Annotated in this window: 12 protein-coding genes; all 12 read right to left on the reverse strand. The window is 62.6% G+C overall.

Features of this window, described 5'->3' with window-relative positions:
- Positions 1-8: 8 nt before the first annotated feature.
- The 12 genes from ACSJLU_RS18855 to purL all read right to left on the reverse strand — a co-directional run bounded on the left by ACSJLU_RS18855 (position 9) and on the right by purL (position 17,301).
- Positions 9-815: an ABC transporter permease gene (locus ACSJLU_RS18855; RefSeq protein ID WP_004941378.1), complete on the reverse strand. Its 807-nt coding sequence runs from the start codon at positions 813-815 to the stop codon at positions 9-11.
- Complete coding sequence (locus ACSJLU_RS18860) at positions 805-1,749, reverse strand: ABC transporter permease (protein WP_025303927.1); 945 nt, start codon at positions 1,747-1,749, stop codon at positions 805-807. The genes ACSJLU_RS18855 and ACSJLU_RS18860 overlap by 11 nt, the downstream gene beginning before the upstream one ends.
- A 1-nt stretch (position 1,750) precedes the next feature.
- Positions 1,751-2,779, reverse strand: coding sequence for an ABC transporter ATP-binding protein (locus ACSJLU_RS18865; RefSeq protein WP_015378790.1), 1,029 nt, complete (start codon positions 2,777-2,779; stop codon positions 1,751-1,753).
- Between the two features lie 53 nt (positions 2,780-2,832).
- On the reverse strand, positions 2,833-3,987 hold the full coding sequence (ydcS, locus tag ACSJLU_RS18870; RefSeq protein ID WP_025303928.1) for a putative ABC transporter substrate-binding protein YdcS: 1,155 nt from the start codon (positions 3,985-3,987) through the stop codon (positions 2,833-2,835).
- A gap of 73 nt (positions 3,988-4,060) precedes the next feature.
- Entirely contained in the window at positions 4,061-5,524 is a 1,464-nt protein-coding gene (locus ACSJLU_RS18875; protein ID WP_043138131.1) for a gamma-aminobutyraldehyde dehydrogenase, read from the reverse strand.
- A gap of 115 nt (positions 5,525-5,639) precedes the next feature.
- On the reverse strand, positions 5,640-6,563 hold the full coding sequence (locus ACSJLU_RS18880; RefSeq protein WP_015378793.1) for a LysR substrate-binding domain-containing protein: 924 nt from the start codon (positions 6,561-6,563) through the stop codon (positions 5,640-5,642).
- Between the two features lie 204 nt (positions 6,564-6,767).
- Positions 6,768-7,106 (reverse strand): nitrogen regulatory protein P-II, encoded by a 339-nt coding sequence (gene glnB / locus ACSJLU_RS18885; protein WP_004847623.1) that lies wholly within the window; start codon positions 7,104-7,106, stop codon positions 6,768-6,770.
- Positions 7,107-7,117: 11 nt separating this feature from the next.
- Positions 7,118-8,740 carry an NAD+ synthase gene (locus ACSJLU_RS18890; protein ID WP_025303930.1) on the reverse strand — a complete coding sequence of 541 codons (1,623 nt, stop codon included), beginning with the start codon at positions 8,738-8,740 and terminating at the stop codon, positions 7,118-7,120.
- Positions 8,741-8,870: 130 nt separating this feature from the next.
- Positions 8,871-10,211 (reverse strand): two-component system response regulator GlrR, encoded by a 1,341-nt coding sequence (gene glrR / locus ACSJLU_RS18895; protein WP_025303931.1) that lies wholly within the window; start codon positions 10,209-10,211, stop codon positions 8,871-8,873.
- Positions 10,208-11,080: a two-component system QseEF-associated lipoprotein QseG gene (gene qseG / locus ACSJLU_RS18900; protein ID WP_050505132.1), complete on the reverse strand. Its 873-nt coding sequence runs from the start codon at positions 11,078-11,080 to the stop codon at positions 10,208-10,210. Before qseG ends, glrR begins: the two co-directional genes overlap by 4 nt.
- 3 nt (positions 11,081-11,083) lie before the next feature.
- On the reverse strand, positions 11,084-12,520 hold the full coding sequence (locus ACSJLU_RS18905) for a sensor histidine kinase (protein ID WP_025303933.1): 1,437 nt from the start codon (positions 12,518-12,520) through the stop codon (positions 11,084-11,086).
- An 887-nt stretch (positions 12,521-13,407) separates the two neighbouring features.
- Entirely contained in the window at positions 13,408-17,301 is a 3,894-nt protein-coding gene (purL, locus tag ACSJLU_RS18910) for a phosphoribosylformylglycinamidine synthase (protein WP_380826240.1), read from the reverse strand.
- Positions 17,302-17,437: the final 136 nt, after the last annotated feature.

The raw sequence follows: 17,437 nt of genomic DNA on the forward strand, positions 1-17,437 counted from the left end.
TAAGGAAATTATTTGCCGCTGCCGGCGACGCTTTCTCCACCTTTGGTTAGGTAGTAAGCGCCGAGGATCGGCAGCATGGTCAACAGCATCACCGACAGCGCCACCACGTTGGTGATCGGCACGTCGCGCGGGCGGCCAAGCTGGTTCAGCAGCCACAGCGGCAGCGTGCGCTCGTGGCCAGCGGTAAAGGTGGTCACGATGATTTCGTCGAACGACAGCGCAAACGCCAGCATGCCGCCGGCCAGCAGCGCCGAGCCGAGGTTCGGCAAGATCACGTAACGGAAGGTTTGCCAGCCGTCAGCGCCGAGATCCATCGACGCTTCGATCAAGCTGTACGAGGTGCGGCGGAACCGGGCGATGACATTGTTGAACACGATCACCACGCAGAACGTCGCATGGCCGACGACGATGGTCAGGATGCCCGGCTCGATGTTCAGCGCCTTGAACGCCGCCAGCAGCGCTAGGCCGGTGACGATCCCCGGCAGCGCGATCGGCAGCAGCAGCAGCAGCGAAATGCTGTCCTTGCCGAAGAAATCGCGCCGATACAGCGCCGCCGCCGCCAGGGTGCCGAGCACCAGCGCGATGGCGGTCGCCAGGCAGGCGATCTGCGCCGACAGCAGTACCGCATCGAGGATGTCCTGCCGCCCGGCGGCGACGTTAAACCAGTGCAGCGTGAAGCCCTTCGGCGGGAAGCTGAAGGCCGCATCCTCGGTGTTGAAGGCATAGATGGCGATGATCGCCAACGGGAAATGCAGGAAGACAAGTCCGCCCCAGGCGGCCAGCTTCAGCCCTAAGGGCGCGCGTTCAGAGTGCATCGAAAGCCCCCAGACGTTTGACGATGGAAAGGTAGATGGCGATCAGGACGATCGGCACCAGCGTAAAGGCCGCGGCCATCGGCATATTGCCGATCGCGCCCTGCTGGGCGTACACCATGCTGCCGATGAAATAGCCCGGCGGCCCCACCAGCTGCGGCACGATAAAGTCGCCCAGCGTCAGCGAGAAGGTGAAGATCGATCCGGCGGCGATACCCGGCACCGCCAGCGGCAAAATGACGTGGCGGAAAGTCTGCGCCGGTCGCGCGCCCAGATCCGCTGAGGCATGCAGCAGCGAGGGCGGCAGGCGCTCCAGCGCCGCCTGGATCGGCAGGATCATGAACGGCAGCCAAATATAGACGAACACCAGAAAACGCCCCAGCCCCGAGGTCGACAGCGTGTTGCCGCCGACGCCGGGCACCGTCAGCAGCGAAGCCAACAGCGGCTCCAGCCCCAGGTGCTGCAGGAACCACTGCGCCACGCCGTCTTTCGCCAGCAGCAGGGTCCAGGCATAGGCTTTAACGATATAGCTGGCCCACATCGGCATCATCACGGCGATATAAAAGAACGCCTTGACGCGGCCGCTGGTGTAGCGCGCCATATAATAGGCGATGGGGAACGCCAGCACCGCGCTGGCCAGCGACACCAGCACCGCCATGGTCAGCGTGCGCAGGATGATGTCGTAGTTGGCCGGGTTGAACAGCGCCGCCAGGTTGGCGAAGGTCAGGTCCGGCGTCACCGCCATGGTGAAATCGTCGAAGGTGTAAAACCCCTGCCACAGCAGCGTCAGCAGCGAACCGAGGTACACCGCGCCGAACCACAGCAGCGGCGGCACCAGCAGCAAAAGCAGATACAGCGTCGGCCGGCGATAAAGCCAGGTCGACAGCGCGCGCACGGTACCGCCGCGCGCCGAGGGGGAATCGATGCTCATGTCCATCTCACCTCTCCTCCAGCAGCGGCACCATCGCCGCGCGCGGCCAGCAGGCGACGATCGGCTGGCCGATCTGCCGCTGTTGCCCTTCGGCGATCCACTGCGGATTGGCCTGGCTGACCAGCAGCTTTTCGCCGCCGTTCAGCGCGATTTCATAGCGTGTGGCCGCGCCCTGGTAATGGATTTCCTGCAGCGTGCCCTGCACCTGAATCTCGTCCTGCGCCGCGCCGCCTTGCTCCAGCAGGCGGATATGTTCCGGCCGGATCGAGAAGGTTCGACTTTCGCCGAGCAGGCGCTGCGCCAGCTCGCTACGTACCACGTTGGAGGTGCCGACGAACTCGGCGACGAACGGCGTCTTCGGCCGCATGTAAAGCTCACGCGGCGTATCCACCTGTTCGATGCGGCCGTTATTGAACACCGCCACCCGATCGGACATCGACAGCGCTTCGCTTTGATCGTGGGTGACGAAGATAAAGGTGATGCCCAGCTGGCGCTGCAGCTTCTTCAGCTCGCCCTGCATCTGCTCGCGCAGCTTGAGATCCAGCGCGCCGAGCGGCTCGTCCAGCAGCAGCACCCGCGGCCGATTGACCAGCGCGCGCGCCAACGCCACGCGCTGACGCTGGCCGCCCGACAAGTGCGCCGGTTTGCGTTCGGCAACGAAACCGAGCGCCACGCTCTCCAGCGCCTCTTGCGCCCGTGCCAGCCGCTCGCGTTTGGCGACGCCCTTCACCATCAGACCGTAGGCGACGTTTTCCAGCACCGACATGTGCGGAAACAGCGCGTAATCCTGAAACACGGTGTTCACGTCGCGCTGGTACGGCGGTAGGTTGGCGGCTTCCTGGCCGTGGATGCGAATCGAGCCGGAAGTCAGCTGTTCAAAGCCGGCGATCAGGCGCAGGCAGGTGGTTTTGCCCGAGCCGGACGGCCCGAGCATGGAGAAGAATTCCCCGTCCTGAATATCGATGGATACCCGATCCACGGCGCGAACATCGCCGAAAGTCCGCGAAACATCGATGAATTGCACGGCAATGGTCATTTTCTGTGCTCCATACGGATGTGATTCGGGCGCAGCGGGCTGCGCCCCGCGGCTTAGCGGCCGCCCATGATGGCGATGTAGTCCTGGGTCCAACGGCTGTACGGCACGAACTTGCCGCCCTGCGCCTGCGGCGTTTTCCAGAAGGCGATTTTGTCGAACTGGTTGAAGCCGTTGGTTTCGCAGCCCTTCTCACCCAGCAGCGCGCTGGCCTTGCAGCCCGCCGGCGAAGCCGGCACCGACCCGAACCAGGCCGCCACGTCGCCCTGCACCTTCGGCTCCAGCGACCAGTTCATCCACTGGTAGGCGCAGCTCGGGTGTTTGGCGTCGCTGTGCAACATGGTGGTATCCGCCCAGCCGGTCACGCCCTCTTTCGGGAACACGGTGGCGATCGGCTGCCCCTCGCCCTTCAGGGCGTTGGCCTGATACGGCCAGGCGCTGGAAGCCACCACGCCTTCGTTTTTAAAGTCGCTCATCTGCACCGAGGTATCGTGCCAGTAGCGGTGGATCAGCGCGTGCTGGCTGCGCAGCAGCTTCAGCGCCGCCTGATACTGCTCTTCGTTGAGCTGATAAGGATCGCTGATGCCGAGCTGCGGCTGGGTGGCCTTCAGGAACAGCGCCGCGTCGGCGATGTAGATCGGGCCGTCGTAAGCCTGCACTCGGCCCTGGTTGCTCTTGCCGTCCGGCAGGTTCTGCTGCTGGAAGATCACCGCCCAGCTGTCCGGCGGCGTCGGGAAGGTTTTGGTGTTGTACATCAGCAGGTTTGGCCCCCACTGGTACGGCGTGCCGTAGGTTTTGCCGTCCACGGTATACCAGGCGCCGTTCAGCAGGCGCGGATCGATGTTCTTCCAGTTCGGGATCAGCGCGGTGTTGATCGGTTGCACCCGCTTGCCGAAGATCAGGCGCAGCGAGGCGTCGCCGGAGGCGGTCACCAGATCGTAGCCGCCCTTGGCCATCAGGCTGACCATTTCATCGGAGGTGGCGGCGGTCTTCACGTTCACCGCGCAGCCGGTTTGCTTTTCAAACTGGGTGACCCAGTCGTAGTTTTTGTCGGACTGGCCGCGTTCGATGTAGCCGGGCCAGGCGATGATATCCAGCCGGCCTTCGCCTTTGCCCAGCGACTGCGGCAGATCGGCCGCCTGGGCCAAGCCGCACAGCACGGTGAGACAGAGCGCGGAGACGGTGGTGGTGACTGCGGTAGTTTTTCTCATCGTAATTACCCCTGTGTTGCGTATCTGTGTGCGGCAGGGAACGGCTGCCGCCCGATTTTGCTTTATAGAACCGCTAGAAGCTGGCTTTGAACTTCGCCATTACGTGCCTGACAACGCTGTAATCCTGCAGCGAATCGCTGGACAGATCCTTGCCGTAGCCGGAGCGTTTCAGGCCGCCGTGCGGCATCTCGCTCGCCAAGGTGAAATGGGTGTTGATCCAGGTGCTGCCGTACTGCAGATGGGCGGCAATGTGCAGCGCCCGATCGATATTTTGCGTCCACACCGACGAAGCCAGCCCGTATTCCGAGTCGTTGGCCCACTCGACCGCCTGCGCCAGATGCTCGAAGCGCGTGACGCTGACCACCGGGCCAAACACCTCGCGCTGCACGATTTCGTCGCTTTGCAGGCAGCCCGCCAGCAGGGTCGGCTGGTAGTAGAACCCCGGCCCGGAGTGGGCCGCGGCGCCGGTGATCAATTCGATATGCGGTTGGCTGAGCGCCCGCTCGACGAAGCTGGCGACGCGATCGCGCTGGCGGCTACTTATCAACGGGCCGATCTCGTTGTCCTGATCGCGCTTGCGGGCGAAGCGCAGGCTGGCGACCGCCTCGCCCAGCGCGTCCACCAGTTTGGGATAGATGCCCGCCTGCGCGTAGATGCGGCAGGCGGCGGTGCAGTCCTGGCCGGCGTTGTAATAGCCGTAGGTGCGAATGCCGTTGACCACCTCGTCGAGATCGGCGTCGTCGCAGACGATCACCGGCGCCTTGCCCCCCAGCTCCAGATGGGTGCGCTTGACGCTTTTGGCCGCCGCCTGAAGAATTTTTTGCCCGGTAACGATATCGCCGGTGACCGACACCAGCCGCACCTGCGGGTGCCCCACCAGCTGGCTGCCGACCCCTTCCCCGCCGCCGTAGACGATATTCAGCACGCCCGGCGGCAGGATCTCCTGCAGCGCCGGCACCAGCGCCAGAATGGTCAGCGGCGTATGTTCGGACGGTTTAAACACCACGGTATTGCCCGCCGCCAGCGCCGGCGCGATTTTCCACGCCGCCATCATCAGCGGATAGTTCCAGGGGGCGATCGAGGCCACCACGCCGATCGGATCGCGGCGGATCATCGAGGTGTGGCCGGGCACATACTCGCCGGCCAGCTGCCCTTGCTGCGTGCGCACCGCGCCGGCGAAGAAGCGAAACACGTCGACCGCCGCCGGCAGATCGTCATTGAGCGCCTGATGCAGCGGTTTGCCGCAGTTGAGGGCTTCCAGCTGCGCCAGCTGCGGCGCCTGCCGCTCGATGGCGTCGGCGATGCGCAGCAACAGCGTGGCGCGCTGGGCCGGCGTGGTGCGCGACCAGTGGCTGAACGCCTGCTGCGCGGCTTTCACCGCACTGCCGACCTGCGCCGAAGAGGCTTCGGTCAGGGCGATCAGCGTCTCGCCGTTGGCCGGATTGACGATGCATTCCTGCTGGCCTTCGCCGTCGATAAGCTGACCGTTAATGAACTGCTGACAGGACAAACCTGAGAGAACCTGCACATCCGCCATCGCCTGACGCCCCTAAGTGACAAAAACGTTAACCAAATGTGAATAAGTTAGTTTTAATCAGCCTAAGCGAGCCTCTGGCGGGCAACAAATTCTAAATACTGAACGACGCGTTCGATTAAATCGAATGCTTAAGCCCGGCGGCGTGTTTGCTGCCGTTCTCGCGCGCGATGGTGAGGAACGGCGTCACCAGCTCCGGCCGCGCGCTGCCGCGCCGCCATGCCAACCCGATATCCAGCGGCTCCAGCAGATCGTCCAGCTTCCGCGCCTCGATCATGTTGCCCTCCAGCGACCAGGCGCGGTACGCCATGTCCGGCTGGATGGAGACCCCCATCCCCGCCGCCACCAGACTGCGCACCGCCTCGGTCGAGGCGGTCTTCATGGCGATCTCCGGCTTCAGCCCGGCGCGCGCCCAGATGCGCCGCGCGTGCACGTCCATTTCATCGGCGTTGAGCTGGATCAGCGGCTGTTTGGCCACGTCCGCCAGGCTGATGCTCTCGTGCTCCAGCAGCGGGTGCAGCGGCGGCAGCCACAGGCGGTACGGCGAGTGCATCAGCACCTCGGTCTGCAGCGCGTCGCGGTCCTCGATGTTCGACAAGATCAGTACGCCGATGTCGATCTCGCCGCTGACCAGCAGATGCTCGATGTACGGGCGTTCGTCTTCTACCACCTGCACGGTGACGTTGGGATAGGCCGATTTAAAGCGCGTGAGCAGTTCCACCAGGAAGTAGCCGGCCACCAGGCTGGTGACGCCGATGGTCAGCTTGCCGGTCAGGCTTTCGGTGCCGATCTGCAGGCTGCGCTTGGCGTTGTCCACCGTCGCCAGGATCAGATACGACTGGCGCAAAAACTGGTGCCCCTGATGGGTCAGCGTCATGCCCTTGGCGTGGCGATCGAACAGCCGCACGCCGATCTCGGTTTCCAGCTGCTGGATAGCGAGCGTCAGCGAAGACTGGGAGACAAACACCGCCTGGGCGCCGGCGGAGATCGACCCGGTTTCCGCCACGGCGATGAAGTGGCGGATTTGGCGTAACGTCATCATGGGGGGGATTCCTCAAGCAAAAACATTGCGTTGAGTGTAGACGCCGGCCACGAAGCGATCGGGAAAAGTATCAAAAACGCGATAGCGTTCGCTTTTTTAGAATGCTGACAGGCAAAAAGGGGGAAACGGCGAGGCGAAGAAGCATGATGCGCGGAGGACAGAAATGACAAGGGCGCAGCACGCTGCGCCCTTGATGGCAGAGGATCAGATCGCTTCTTCGTCCTGCTCGCCGGTACGGATGCGCACCACGCGCGCCACGTCGAAGACGAAGATCTTGCCGTCGCCGATCTTGCCGGTCTGCGCGGTCTGCATGATGGTTTCCACGCAGGTGTCAACGATGTCGTCGGCAACCACGATCTCGATCTTCACCTTAGGCAAAAAGTCGACCATGTACTCGGCACCGCGGTATAGCTCGGTGTGGCCCTTCTGGCGGCCGAAACCTTTCACTTCGGTGACCGTCATGCCGGTGATGCCCACTTCGGCCAGTGCTTCGCGGACGTCATCCAGTTTGAACGGCTTGATAATCGCGTCGATCTTTTTCATCTTCTTTCCTTTTACCAATTTTTGCGGCCAAAACCGGATGTGATGGGGTAGCGGCGGTCTTTGCCGAAGTTACGGGCGGTGATGCGCGGCCCGACGGCGGCCTGACGCCGCTTGTATTCGTTGATGTCCACCAGGCGGATCACCTTGCGCACGATCGCTTCGTCGAACCCTTCGGCCACCAGATCGGCGACCGACTTGTCACGCTCAACGTAGCCTTCCAGGATCGCATCCAGGATATCGTACGGCGGCAGGCTGTCCTGATCGACCTGATCCGGCGCCAGCTCGGCGGACGGCGGACGATCGATCACCCGCTGCGGGATCACGTAGGAGACGGTATTACGGTATTCGGACAGCTTGAACACCAGCGTTTTCGGCACGTCTTTCAACACGTCGAAACCGCCGGCCATATCGCCGTACAGCGTGGCGTAACCCACCGCCATTTCGCTCTTGTTACCGGTGGTCAGCACGATGCTACGGCGTTTGTTGGACAGCGCCATCAGCACCACCCCGCGGCAACGCGCCTGCAGGTTTTCTTCGGTGGTGTCACGCTCGGTGCCGGCGAACATCGGCGACAGCTGGCCCATAAAGGCGTCGAACATCGGTTCGATGGAGACGATATCGAACTCCACGCCAAGGATTTCCGCCTCTTCCTTGGCGTCGGCGATGCTGATATCCGCGGTATAGCGGAACGGCATCATCAGCGCCTGCACCTTGTCTTTACCCAACGCATCCACGGCGATCGCCAGCGTCAGCGCCGAGTCGATGCCGCCGGACAGCCCCAGCACCGCGCCTTTAAAGCCGTTTTTGGTCACGTAGTCGCGCACCGCCAGCACCAGCGCCTGATACACCTGCGCCAGCTGCGGCAGTTCAGCGGCCGGATCGGCCATCGGCACCACGGCCAGCTCGTTGAATTCCAGACGAGTCACCTGCTCGTCGAAGGCCGCCAGACGGTGGGTCATGGTGCCGGCGGCGTCGAATACCTTGGAGCAGCCGTCGAAGATCAGCTCATCCTGGCCGCCGACCTGGTTGAGGTACACCAGCGGCAGCTGGGTGCGCTGGCAGTGGCCGGCCATCAGCGTTTTACGGATATATGGTTTTTCGCGGTTATACGGCGAGGCATTGATCGACAGGATAATCTCCGCGCCGGCCGCCTTGGCGGCGTCGATCGGCTCAGGGAACCACAGATCTTCGCAAATCAGCAGCCCCAGACGGTAGCCTTTCAGCTCCACCACGCAGGTGTCGTTGCCGGCATGGAAATAGCGCTTCTCATCAAACACGCCGTAGTTCGGCAGCTGCTGCTTGAAGTAGCGGGTCAGCAGGCGGCCTTCGGCAAACAGCGACAGCGCGTTATACAGCTTGTCGCCTTCGCGCCACGGGTGGCCGACCAGGATCGCCGTCTCGGCGGAGGCCTGCTGCAGGCGCAGCAGCTGCGCGTCGCAGCGCTGGTAGAAATCATTGCGATACAGCAGGTCTTCCGGCGGGTAGCCGGACAGCGCCAGTTCGCTGAACATGACCAGATCGGCTCCCGCCTTCTGCTGCTCCTGCACGATTTGCAACATGCGTTCGGTGTTGCCTTCAATGTCGCCGACCAGCAGGTTCAGCTGGGCCAGGGCGATGGAAAGTGATCTGCTCATTTGTGTACGATCCCGCTTAATACGTTCCATGGTGCTCTACGCCGGGGCGCGCCGCGGCAAAGAGAACGGAGTGTAAATCATTCCGCCGGATTTGTTGAGAACCTGCGTGGCAGGCACCGGCGGGAATCTGTCATTCTTTGAAATCGTTGGCGTCCAGCTCGTGACGCGACAGCAATTTGTAAAACTCGGTGCGGTTGCGGCCCGCCATGCGTGCGGCCTGGGTCACGTTGCCCTTGGTGATCTGCAGCAGCTTGCGCAGGTAGTGCAACTCAAACTGGTTGCGCGCTTCGGCAAAGGTCGGCAGCGCGGTGTTTTCTCCTTCCAGCGCTTGCTCCACCAGGGCTTCGCTGATCACCGGCGCCGAGGTCAGCGCCACGCACTGCTCGATGACGTTGACCAGCTGACGCACGTTGCCCGGCCAGCTGGCGGTCATCAGCCGCTTCATGGCGTCGGTCGAGAAGCTGCGCACGAACGGCTTGTGCCGCTGAGCCGCCTCGCGCAACAGGTGGTTGGCCAGCAGCGGAATGTCTTCGGCGCGCTCGTTGAGCGCCGGGATCTTCAGGTTCACCACGTTGAGGCGGTAGTAGAGATCCTCGCGGAACTCGTTCTTCGCCATCGCCTTTTGCAGATCGCGGTGGGTGGCGGAGATGATGCGCACGTCGATGTCCAGATCGCGGTTGCTGCCCAGCGGCCGCACCTTGCGCTCCTGCAGCACGCGCAGCAGCTTCACCTGCAGCGACAGCGGCATATCGCCGATTTCGTCGAGGAACAGCGTGCCGCCCGCCGCCGCCTGGAACAGCCCTTCGCGGCTGCTGACCGCGCCGGTAAAGGCGCCCTTGGCGTGGCCGAACAGTTCGGACTCCAGCAGCTGCTCCGGCAGCGCGCCGCAGTTGATGGCGATGAACGCCTTGCCGGCGCGCGGGCTGGCGGCGTGGATCGCCTGCGCCACCACCTCTTTGCCGGTGCCGCTCTGGCCGTTGATCAATACGCTGACGTCGGACTGCGCCACCATTTTCACCTGCTCCAGCAGGCGCAGCATCAGCGGGCTGCGGGTGACGATGTCTTCCCGCCAGGCCTCGTCGCCGGCCGGGGTGGCCGACAGCGCAAGCGCCTCGTCGATGGCCTTGTACAGCGCATCGCGATCCACCGGTTTGGTGAGGAAGCTGAACACCCCTTGCTGGGTGGCGGCCACCGCATCGGGAATCGAACCGTGCGCGGTGAGAATGATCACCGGCATGCCCGGCTGATGTTTTTGGATCTCGGCGAACAGCGCCATGCCGTCCATCTCGTCCATACGCAGATCGCTGATCACCAGATCGATCTGTTCGCGCGCCAGCAGGCGCAGCGCTTCCTGGCCACTTTCGGCGGTGGTGACGTGAAAACCTTCACTGGTCAGGCGCATGCCCAGCAGCTTCAGCAGGCTGGGATCGTCGTCAACCAATAACAGGTTGGCCGGTTTGCGTGCGGTCATTGCGCGTGGGACTCCTTATTGGCAGGGGGCGGCGTATAGGTGTCTTCCGGTTCAACCGGCAGCGCGGTGCCCTTTTCCGGCTCGTCCTGCGGCTCAGCCCCTTTGGCGGCCGCGCCGTTTTTACCGGCGGCTTCGCCCTTTTGGGAGCCCGCGCCGTTGTCCGGGATTTCCCCTTGCAGCTGCTTGCGCGAAGAGAGCTGGCGCTCAATGTCGGTCAGGTTTTCCAGCTTGCGCGAGGTGTCCTGCAGCTGCGATTGCAAACGCGCCTGGCTCTGGCGCAGCGAATCGATCTGGCTGTCGCTGCTCTCCTGCAGATGCTGATAGCGCGCTTTCTCATCGAACAGCGTGATCTGCAGCATCTGCTGCTGGCGCCACAGCTGCGTCAGTGGACGCAGCGAGCCGGGGAACTCCATCCGATAGCTGTTGATCCTGTCGATCATCTGGCGGCGTTCGCCGGAGGTCGGCTGTGCGCTACCCAGCAGGATGCTCTGTTTGAAAACGCCGGACCAGCTGTCACCAGGCACCGTTTTCGCCAGCGCGCGCGCCTGGGTCGACCCGATGCGATCGGCGCAGTCCATCGCGCGCAGCCAGTAGAGCGCATTATCCAGCGCATCCTTGTCGTCCAACTGCCACAGGGTATCGCAAGCCGCGGTGCGGTAATCGATCACCTTGGTATCCGGGATCGCCTCTTGCTGCTGAGAGTTCAGGCCGCCGCTGACGGCGCGATCGACGCAGCCCGCCAGCAACAGCGGCATAAAGAAGACTGCGCCCAACCAGCTGATCGGGCGTTTGCCGAGCGGCGCTCTGTGCGTGGCACGCGGTGAACGTTCGGTCTGTGAAAGACGAAGGCGCTTAGACCATGTGTACATTATTTATTCATTCTCGGCGGTTAACGGCAGTTCAATGCGGAAGCAGACGTCTGCACCGGCGACCGTCGCCAGTTGCAGCTCACCGCGCATGCGACGGATACAGTCCTGAGCGATGCTCAACCCCAGTCCGCTTCCTTTTACCGCCCCTTTTCGCTGGTGACTACCCTGGAAAAAAGGCTCGAAAATCATGGCTCTTTCAGCCTCGGGGATCGGCGTGCCGGTATTGGCGACGTCGATTTGCACCCGTTGTCCAACCTGACGGCTGCGGATCCAAATGTTACCGGATTCCTTGCCGTAGTGCACCGCATTGGAGTAGAGATTATCCAGCACGCGCATTAATAGCGTAGGCTCTGCCCAGCAGATTTCCGCCTCCAGCACGATTTCGGTGGAAATCATCTTCGCCCGCGCCGGCAAACTGTGCGCGGCGACCACCAAATCGACCATCTCGCGCAGCTCGACGTTCTCGTGTTCCGCCGGGCCATCGGCCAGTTTGCGGTTGTAATCCAGCAGCTGTTCAATCAGCTGCTGCAGGTGGCGACTGCTGTTGTCGAGGATCGTCACCACCTCTTTCTGATCGGAAGTCAGCGGCCCCGCCACCTCGTCGGCCAGCAGCTCGGTGCCTTCGCGCATGCTGGCCAGCGGCGTTTTCAACTCGTGCGAGATATGGCGCAAGAATTCGTGGCGCTGCGATTCCAGCCACGCCAGCCGCTCGCTCAGCCAGATGATGCGCTGCGCCAGCGAACGCAGCTCGCGCGGCCCTTTGAACGATGCAGTGCTGCCCAACGCGCGCCCTTCCCCCAGGCGGTTGATCATCCGTTCCACGGCCTTGACCGGCCCGATGATCATGCGGGTAAACAGCACCACCAGCAGCACGCTGACCAGGAACAGCAGCAGCGCCTGCCAGCCGAAGAACTGGCCGCGTTCTGCGATGGCCTGCTGCAGCTGCTGGCCGCGCGAGAACACCACCGCGCGCGTGGCCTGCACCATTTCGGCGTTGGAACGGGAGAACGATTCGAGCAAGGCCGAAGCCTCTTGGTCCGGCCCGCTGTTATGGCATTTGATCGCCGCCAGCTGGGTCAACAACTGACGCAGCGTTTGGTAGTAGCGCTCGTCCGGCAGAATCGGCGCGTGGGCGTCCAGCATCTGCGAATATTGCTTGCGCTGGTTCTGGTACAGCTTCTGCAGCGTAGGATCGACCAGCACGCAGTACTGACGATAGCTGCGCTCCATCTCCAGCGCCACGCTGGTCATCGCCTCACTGCGCCGCGCGTCCACCAGCGTGGTGCGGTTGATGTCCGCCGCCTGCGCGCTGAGGTGATCCAGGCTCTGGTAGGCTTGATAGGCCAGCACCAACAGCGGCAGCAGCACCAACAGAAAGGCCAGCAGCACCAATTGCCGCAGCGAACGGGGAAATAAACGCCATTTTTTCAACGAAATCATCTCATTCTCTCAGCTCTGTCACGATGCTAACTGACTCGCCGGAAAGAAAAAAGCCCGGCAAGGGAGAATCCTGAACGCACAAGGAAAAAGCCGCGGGATTGGTGAACCGCGCCCATAGGCCTGGCCTGCCGACGACATGCGGCCCCGGTAATATCAACCGGTGCGAAAACGAGAGTGTGGGGAGAGCGTCTGCGTTCGAGGGCATAGGCAACGAAACAGGGATAAGCGCAGCGTTGAGAATTGACATCGGGGCAAGAAACTTGCCCCAACGCAAGGAAAGTGTGGATGCCCTTGAACCTCGTCCCCAGGGTGATGTAGCGCAGCGGCTGGCATCGAACAGGACGAATAGCATACGTAAGTATCCAGGATTGATGAACCCTTCATCACAGTTGGATACAGGCGGTGCCTCACTCCACGTGTCGCCCGATGCTTGATAAAGCCGCTTGCACGGTCTGTTATCGGTTTAGTTGGACGATAGGCACCATTTCTTTGGCATCATTCGGAGGCTTATGAGGCGATTTGCCGTCTAATGACGGCGCCGTCATAAAAAGTTGAATGAGCAACTGACGAGAATAATGCACGTTGCGTGCCAACTTTGCAATTAAAATTATAATCACATGATTTTATTAAAAAATAAAATTATATCAGCAAATTTCTTTGCGCATCACGCCCCGATGAGTGATGAAAAAAACGCCGCGCTGTCGCCAAATGCAGACAACTAAAGCCAAACCCGCTTACCATCAATAAAATCAAACAGTTAAATGTCTCCATTTAGCGACAGGAAAAATGGCGCCTGTCGCAAAATGCAGACACTGCCGCCATTCGGCGAACGCCGGCCATAAAAAAGGGCGCAATTGCTTGCGCCCTCTGTACGGTGGTGGCCGTTTTTAGCCCAGCTGCTTACGGGCGTTGCGGAACATGCGCATCCACGGGCTGTCCTCGCCCCACTCTTCCGGGTGCCAGGAGTTGCTCACCGTGCGGAACACGCGTTCCGGGTGCGGCATCATCACCGTGGCACGTCCGTTGGCGCTGGTCACGGCGGTAATGCCGTTCGGCGAACCGTTCGGGTTAGCCGGGTAAGCTTCCGTCACCTGACCGGCGTTGTTGACGAAACGCAGCGCCACCAGGCCTTGGCTTTCCAGCGCCGCCAGATGCGCCGCATCGCGCACTTCGACGTGCCCTTCACCGTGGGAAACGGCGATCGGCATGCGCGAACCGGTCATGCCCTGCATGAATAGCGACGGGCTGGCCGCCACTTCCACCAGGCTGAAGCGCGCCTCGAAGCGATCCGACAGGTTGCGCACGAAGCGCGGCCAGTGTTCGGCGCCCGGGATCAGCTCACGCAGGTTGGACATCATCTGGCAGCCGTTGCATACGCCCAGCGCCAGCGTCTGCGGACGGTGGAAGAACGCCTCAAACTCGTCACGCACCCGCTCGTTGAACAGGATAGACTTCGCCCAGCCTTCGCCAGCACCCAGTACGTCGCCGTAAGAGAAGCCGCCGCAGGCCACCAGCGTGTGGAAGTCCTGCAGATCGCGGCGCCCTGCCAGCAGATCGCTCATGTGCACGTCCACCGCGTCAAAGCCGGCGCGGTGGAACGCCGCCGCCATTTCAACGTGGGAGTTCACCCCCTGCTCGCGCAGCACCGCCACTTTCGGGCGAGCGCCCTTGGCGATGTACGGCGCGGCGATGTCTTCCTCGGGTGCGAAGGTCAGTTTCACGTTCAGGCCAGGATCTTGTTCATCCTGCTTGGCCTGATGTTCCTGATCGGCGCACGCCGGGTTATCGCGCAGGCGCTGCATCTGCCAGGTGGTTTCCGCCCACCAGGTGCGCAGCGTATTGCGGCTTTCGCTGTACAGCGCCTTGCCGTGCTGGGTGATGACGAAACGATCGCCGGCCTGCACGCTGCCGATGTGATGCACGTTGTCGGTCAGACCGTGCTGCGCGAACGCCCGCTTCACGTCGTCGAGGCGTTCGGCGCTCACCTGGATCACCGCGCCCAGCTCTTCGTTGAACAGCACCGCCAGCGCATCGTCGCCGAGGCCATCGAGGTTAACCTCTACGCCGCAGTGACCGGCGAAGGCCATCTCCGCCAGCGTCACCAGCAGGCCGCCGTCGGCGCGATCGTGGTAAGCCAGCAGCGCGCGATCGGCCACCAGCTGCTGCATGGCGTTGAAGAAGCCCGCCAGCTGCGCAACGTTGCGCACGTCGGCAGGTTTGTCGCCCAGTTGGCGGTAAACCTGCGCCAGCGCGGTGGCGCCCAGCGCGTTATGGCCGTTGCCCAGGTCGATCAACAGCAGCGCGCTGTCGCCCTTATCGGTGCGCAATTGTGGCGTCACGGTGTGGCGCACGTCTTCCACGCGAGCGAAGGCGGTGATGACAAGCGACAGCGGCGAGGTCATTTCACGCTGTTCATTGCCTTCCTGCCAGCGGGTTTTCATCGACATGGAGTCTTTACCCACCGGAATGGTGATGCCCAGCGCCGGGCACAGCTCTTCGCCCACCGCTTTCACCGCTTCGTACAGGCCGGCGTCTTCACCCGGGTGGCCGGCGGCGGCCATCCAGTTGGCGGACAGCTTCACGCGCTTCAGACTGCCGATTTCCGTGGCGGCCAGGTTGGTCAGCGCTTCCCCGACCGCCAGGCGGCCGGAGGCGGCGAAGTCCAGCAGCGCCACCGGCGCGCGTTCGCCGAGCGACATCGCTTCGCCGTAATAGCTGTCCAGGCTGGCGGTGGTGACCGCACAGTCGGCCACCGGGATCTGCCACGGGCCGACCATCTGGTCACGCGCCACCATGCCGGTAACGGTGCGGTCGCCGATGGTGATCAGGAAGGTTTTCTCCGCAACGGCCGGCAAATGCAGCACGCGTTTCACCGCGTCGGCCAGCGTGATGTTCTCACGCTGCACCGCCTCGCGATGCGCCTGCAGGCGGGTAACGTCGCGGGTCATTTTCGGCGTCTTGCCGAGCAGCACGTCCAGCGGCATGTCGATCGGCTGGTTGTCGAAGTGGCGGTCGTTCAGCGTCAGGTGCTGTTCTTCGGTCGCTTCGCCGATCACCGCATAAGGTGCGCGCTCGCGGCGGCAAATCTCGTCGAACTGTGCCATCTGCGCCGGGGCAATCGCCATCACGTAACGTTCCTGCGATTCGTTGCACCACACTTCCAGCGGACTCATGCCCGGCTCGTCGTTGAGGATATCGCGCAGCTCGAAGCGGCCACCGCGGCCGCCGTCGCTCACCAGCTCCGGCATGGCGTTGGACAGGCCGCCGGCACCGACGTCATGGATAAACAGGATCGGGTTCTGGTCGCCCAGCTGCCAGCAGCGGTCAATCACTTCCTGACAGCGGCGCTCCATTTCTGGGTTGTCGCGCTGCACCGAAGCGAAGTCCAGATCGGCATCGGACTGGCCTGACGCCATCGACGAGGCTGCGCCGCCGCCCAGGCCGATATTCATCGCCGGGCCGCCCAGCACCACCAGCTTGGCGCCGACGGTGATTTCCCCTTTCTGCACGTGATCGGCGCGGATGTTGCCGATACCGCCCGCCAGCATGATCGGTTTGTGATAGCCGCGCAGCTCAACGCCGTTATGGCTGTTGACGCGCTCTTCATAGGTACGGAAGTAGCCCAGCAGCGCCGGACGACCGAATTCGTTGTTGAATGCCGCGCCGCCCAGCGGGCCTTCGGTCATGATATCCAGCGCGGTGACGATGCGTTCCGGCTTGCCGAAATCCTGCTCCCACGGCTGTTCAAAGCCGGGAATGCGCAGGTTGGACACCGAGAAGCCCACCAGGCCGGCCTTCGGCTTGGCGCCGCGGCCGGTGGCGCCCTCGTCGCGGATCTCGCCGCCGGAGCCGGTCGCGGCGCCCGGCCACGGTGAGATCGCCGTCGGGTGGTTGTGGGTTTCTACCTTCATCAGGATGTGCGCGTCTTCCTGATGGTAATCGTACGTGCCGTTCTCCGGCGCGGCGAAGAAGCGACCGACCTGCGAGCCTTCCATCACGGCGGCGTTGTCTTTATACGCCGACAGCACGTAGTCCGGCGTCTGCTCATAGGTGTTCTTGATCATTTTGAACAGCGATTTAGGCTGCTGTTCGCCGTCGATGATCCAGTCGGCGTTGAAAATCTTGTGGCGGCAGTGCTCGGAGTTGGCCTGCGCGAACATATAGAGTTCGATATCCGTCGGGTTGCGCCCCAAACCGGTAAAGGCATTCAGCAGGTAGTCGATCTCGTCCTGCGCCAGCGCCAGGCCGAGCCGGACGTTGGCCTGCTCCAGCGCGGTGCGCCCTGCGCCCAGCACATCGACCGACTGATACGGCGCCGGCTGATGGTGCGCGAACAGCTGTTCGGCCTGTTGCAGCTCGCTGAAGACGGTTTCCATCATGCGATCGTGCAGCAGCGCGGCGAGCTGGCGCCACTGGGTTTCCGTCAGCTCGGGCGCCTTGACATAGAACGCCAGGCCGCGCTCCAACCGCAGCACCTGTTGCAAACCGCAGTTGTGGGCAATATCGGTGGCTTTGGAAGACCAGGGAGAAATGGTGCCCGGACGCGGCGTAACCAGCAGCAACCGGCCTTCGGGAGCGTGTTCGGCGAGAGAAGGACCGTACTTGAGCAGACGCTGAAGCTTGGCGTGTTCTTCGGCACTTAGCGGTGCACTAACATCGGCAAAGTGGACGTACTCGGCGTAGATATCACTGACGGGCAGGTGAGCGTCCTGGCAGCGGGACAGCAGTTTGGTAATGCGAAAAGCCGATAAAGCGGGCGAACCACGCAGAATTTCCATAATCAAAGTTCTCTCGTCTTCGAAGCGACGGATAAGACGCTTCATTGGGCGCAACAGGGGAAAACGCGCGTCATTATAGAGAATCCTCGCCGCCGACGAAACCGTTTGCGTAGGGATTATTGATAAAAGCGTGCCGCAC

The organism is Serratia bockelmannii, assembly GCF_051803255.1.
Lineage (GTDB): Bacteria > Pseudomonadota > Gammaproteobacteria > Enterobacterales > Enterobacteriaceae > Serratia > Serratia bockelmannii.

Excerpts from the sequence above, each read along its gene's own strand:
- ACSJLU_RS18855 (WP_004941378.1), bottom strand. The coding sequence starts at position 815 with ATGCACTCTGAACGCGCGCCCTTAGGGCTGAAGCTGGCCGCCTGGGGC.
- ACSJLU_RS18865 (WP_015378790.1), bottom strand. The coding sequence starts at position 2,779 with ATGACCATTGCCGTGCAATTCATCGATGTTTCGCGGACTTTCGGCGAT.
- ACSJLU_RS18860 (WP_025303927.1), bottom strand. The coding sequence starts at position 1,749 with ATGGACATGAGCATCGATTCCCCCTCGGCGCGCGGCGGTACCGTGCGC.
- ACSJLU_RS18890 (WP_025303930.1), bottom strand. The coding sequence starts at position 8,740 with ATGAGCAGATCACTTTCCATCGCCCTGGCCCAGCTGAACCTGCTGGTC.
- glnB (WP_004847623.1), bottom strand. The coding sequence starts at position 7,106 with ATGAAAAAGATCGACGCGATTATCAAGCCGTTCAAACTGGATGACGTC.
- qseG (WP_050505132.1), bottom strand. The coding sequence starts at position 11,080 with ATGTACACATGGTCTAAGCGCCTTCGTCTTTCACAGACCGAACGTTCA.
- ACSJLU_RS18905 (WP_025303933.1), bottom strand. The coding sequence starts at position 12,520 with ATGATTTCGTTGAAAAAATGGCGTTTATTTCCCCGTTCGCTGCGGCAA.
- ACSJLU_RS18875 (WP_043138131.1), bottom strand. The coding sequence starts at position 5,524 with ATGGCGGATGTGCAGGTTCTCTCAGGTTTGTCCTGTCAGCAGTTCATT.
- ACSJLU_RS18880 (WP_015378793.1), bottom strand. The coding sequence starts at position 6,563 with ATGATGACGTTACGCCAAATCCGCCACTTCATCGCCGTGGCGGAAACC.
- ydcS (WP_025303928.1), bottom strand. The coding sequence starts at position 3,987 with ATGAGAAAAACTACCGCAGTCACCACCACCGTCTCCGCGCTCTGTCTC.
- glrR (WP_025303931.1), bottom strand. The coding sequence starts at position 10,211 with ATGACCGCACGCAAACCGGCCAACCTGTTATTGGTTGACGACGATCCC.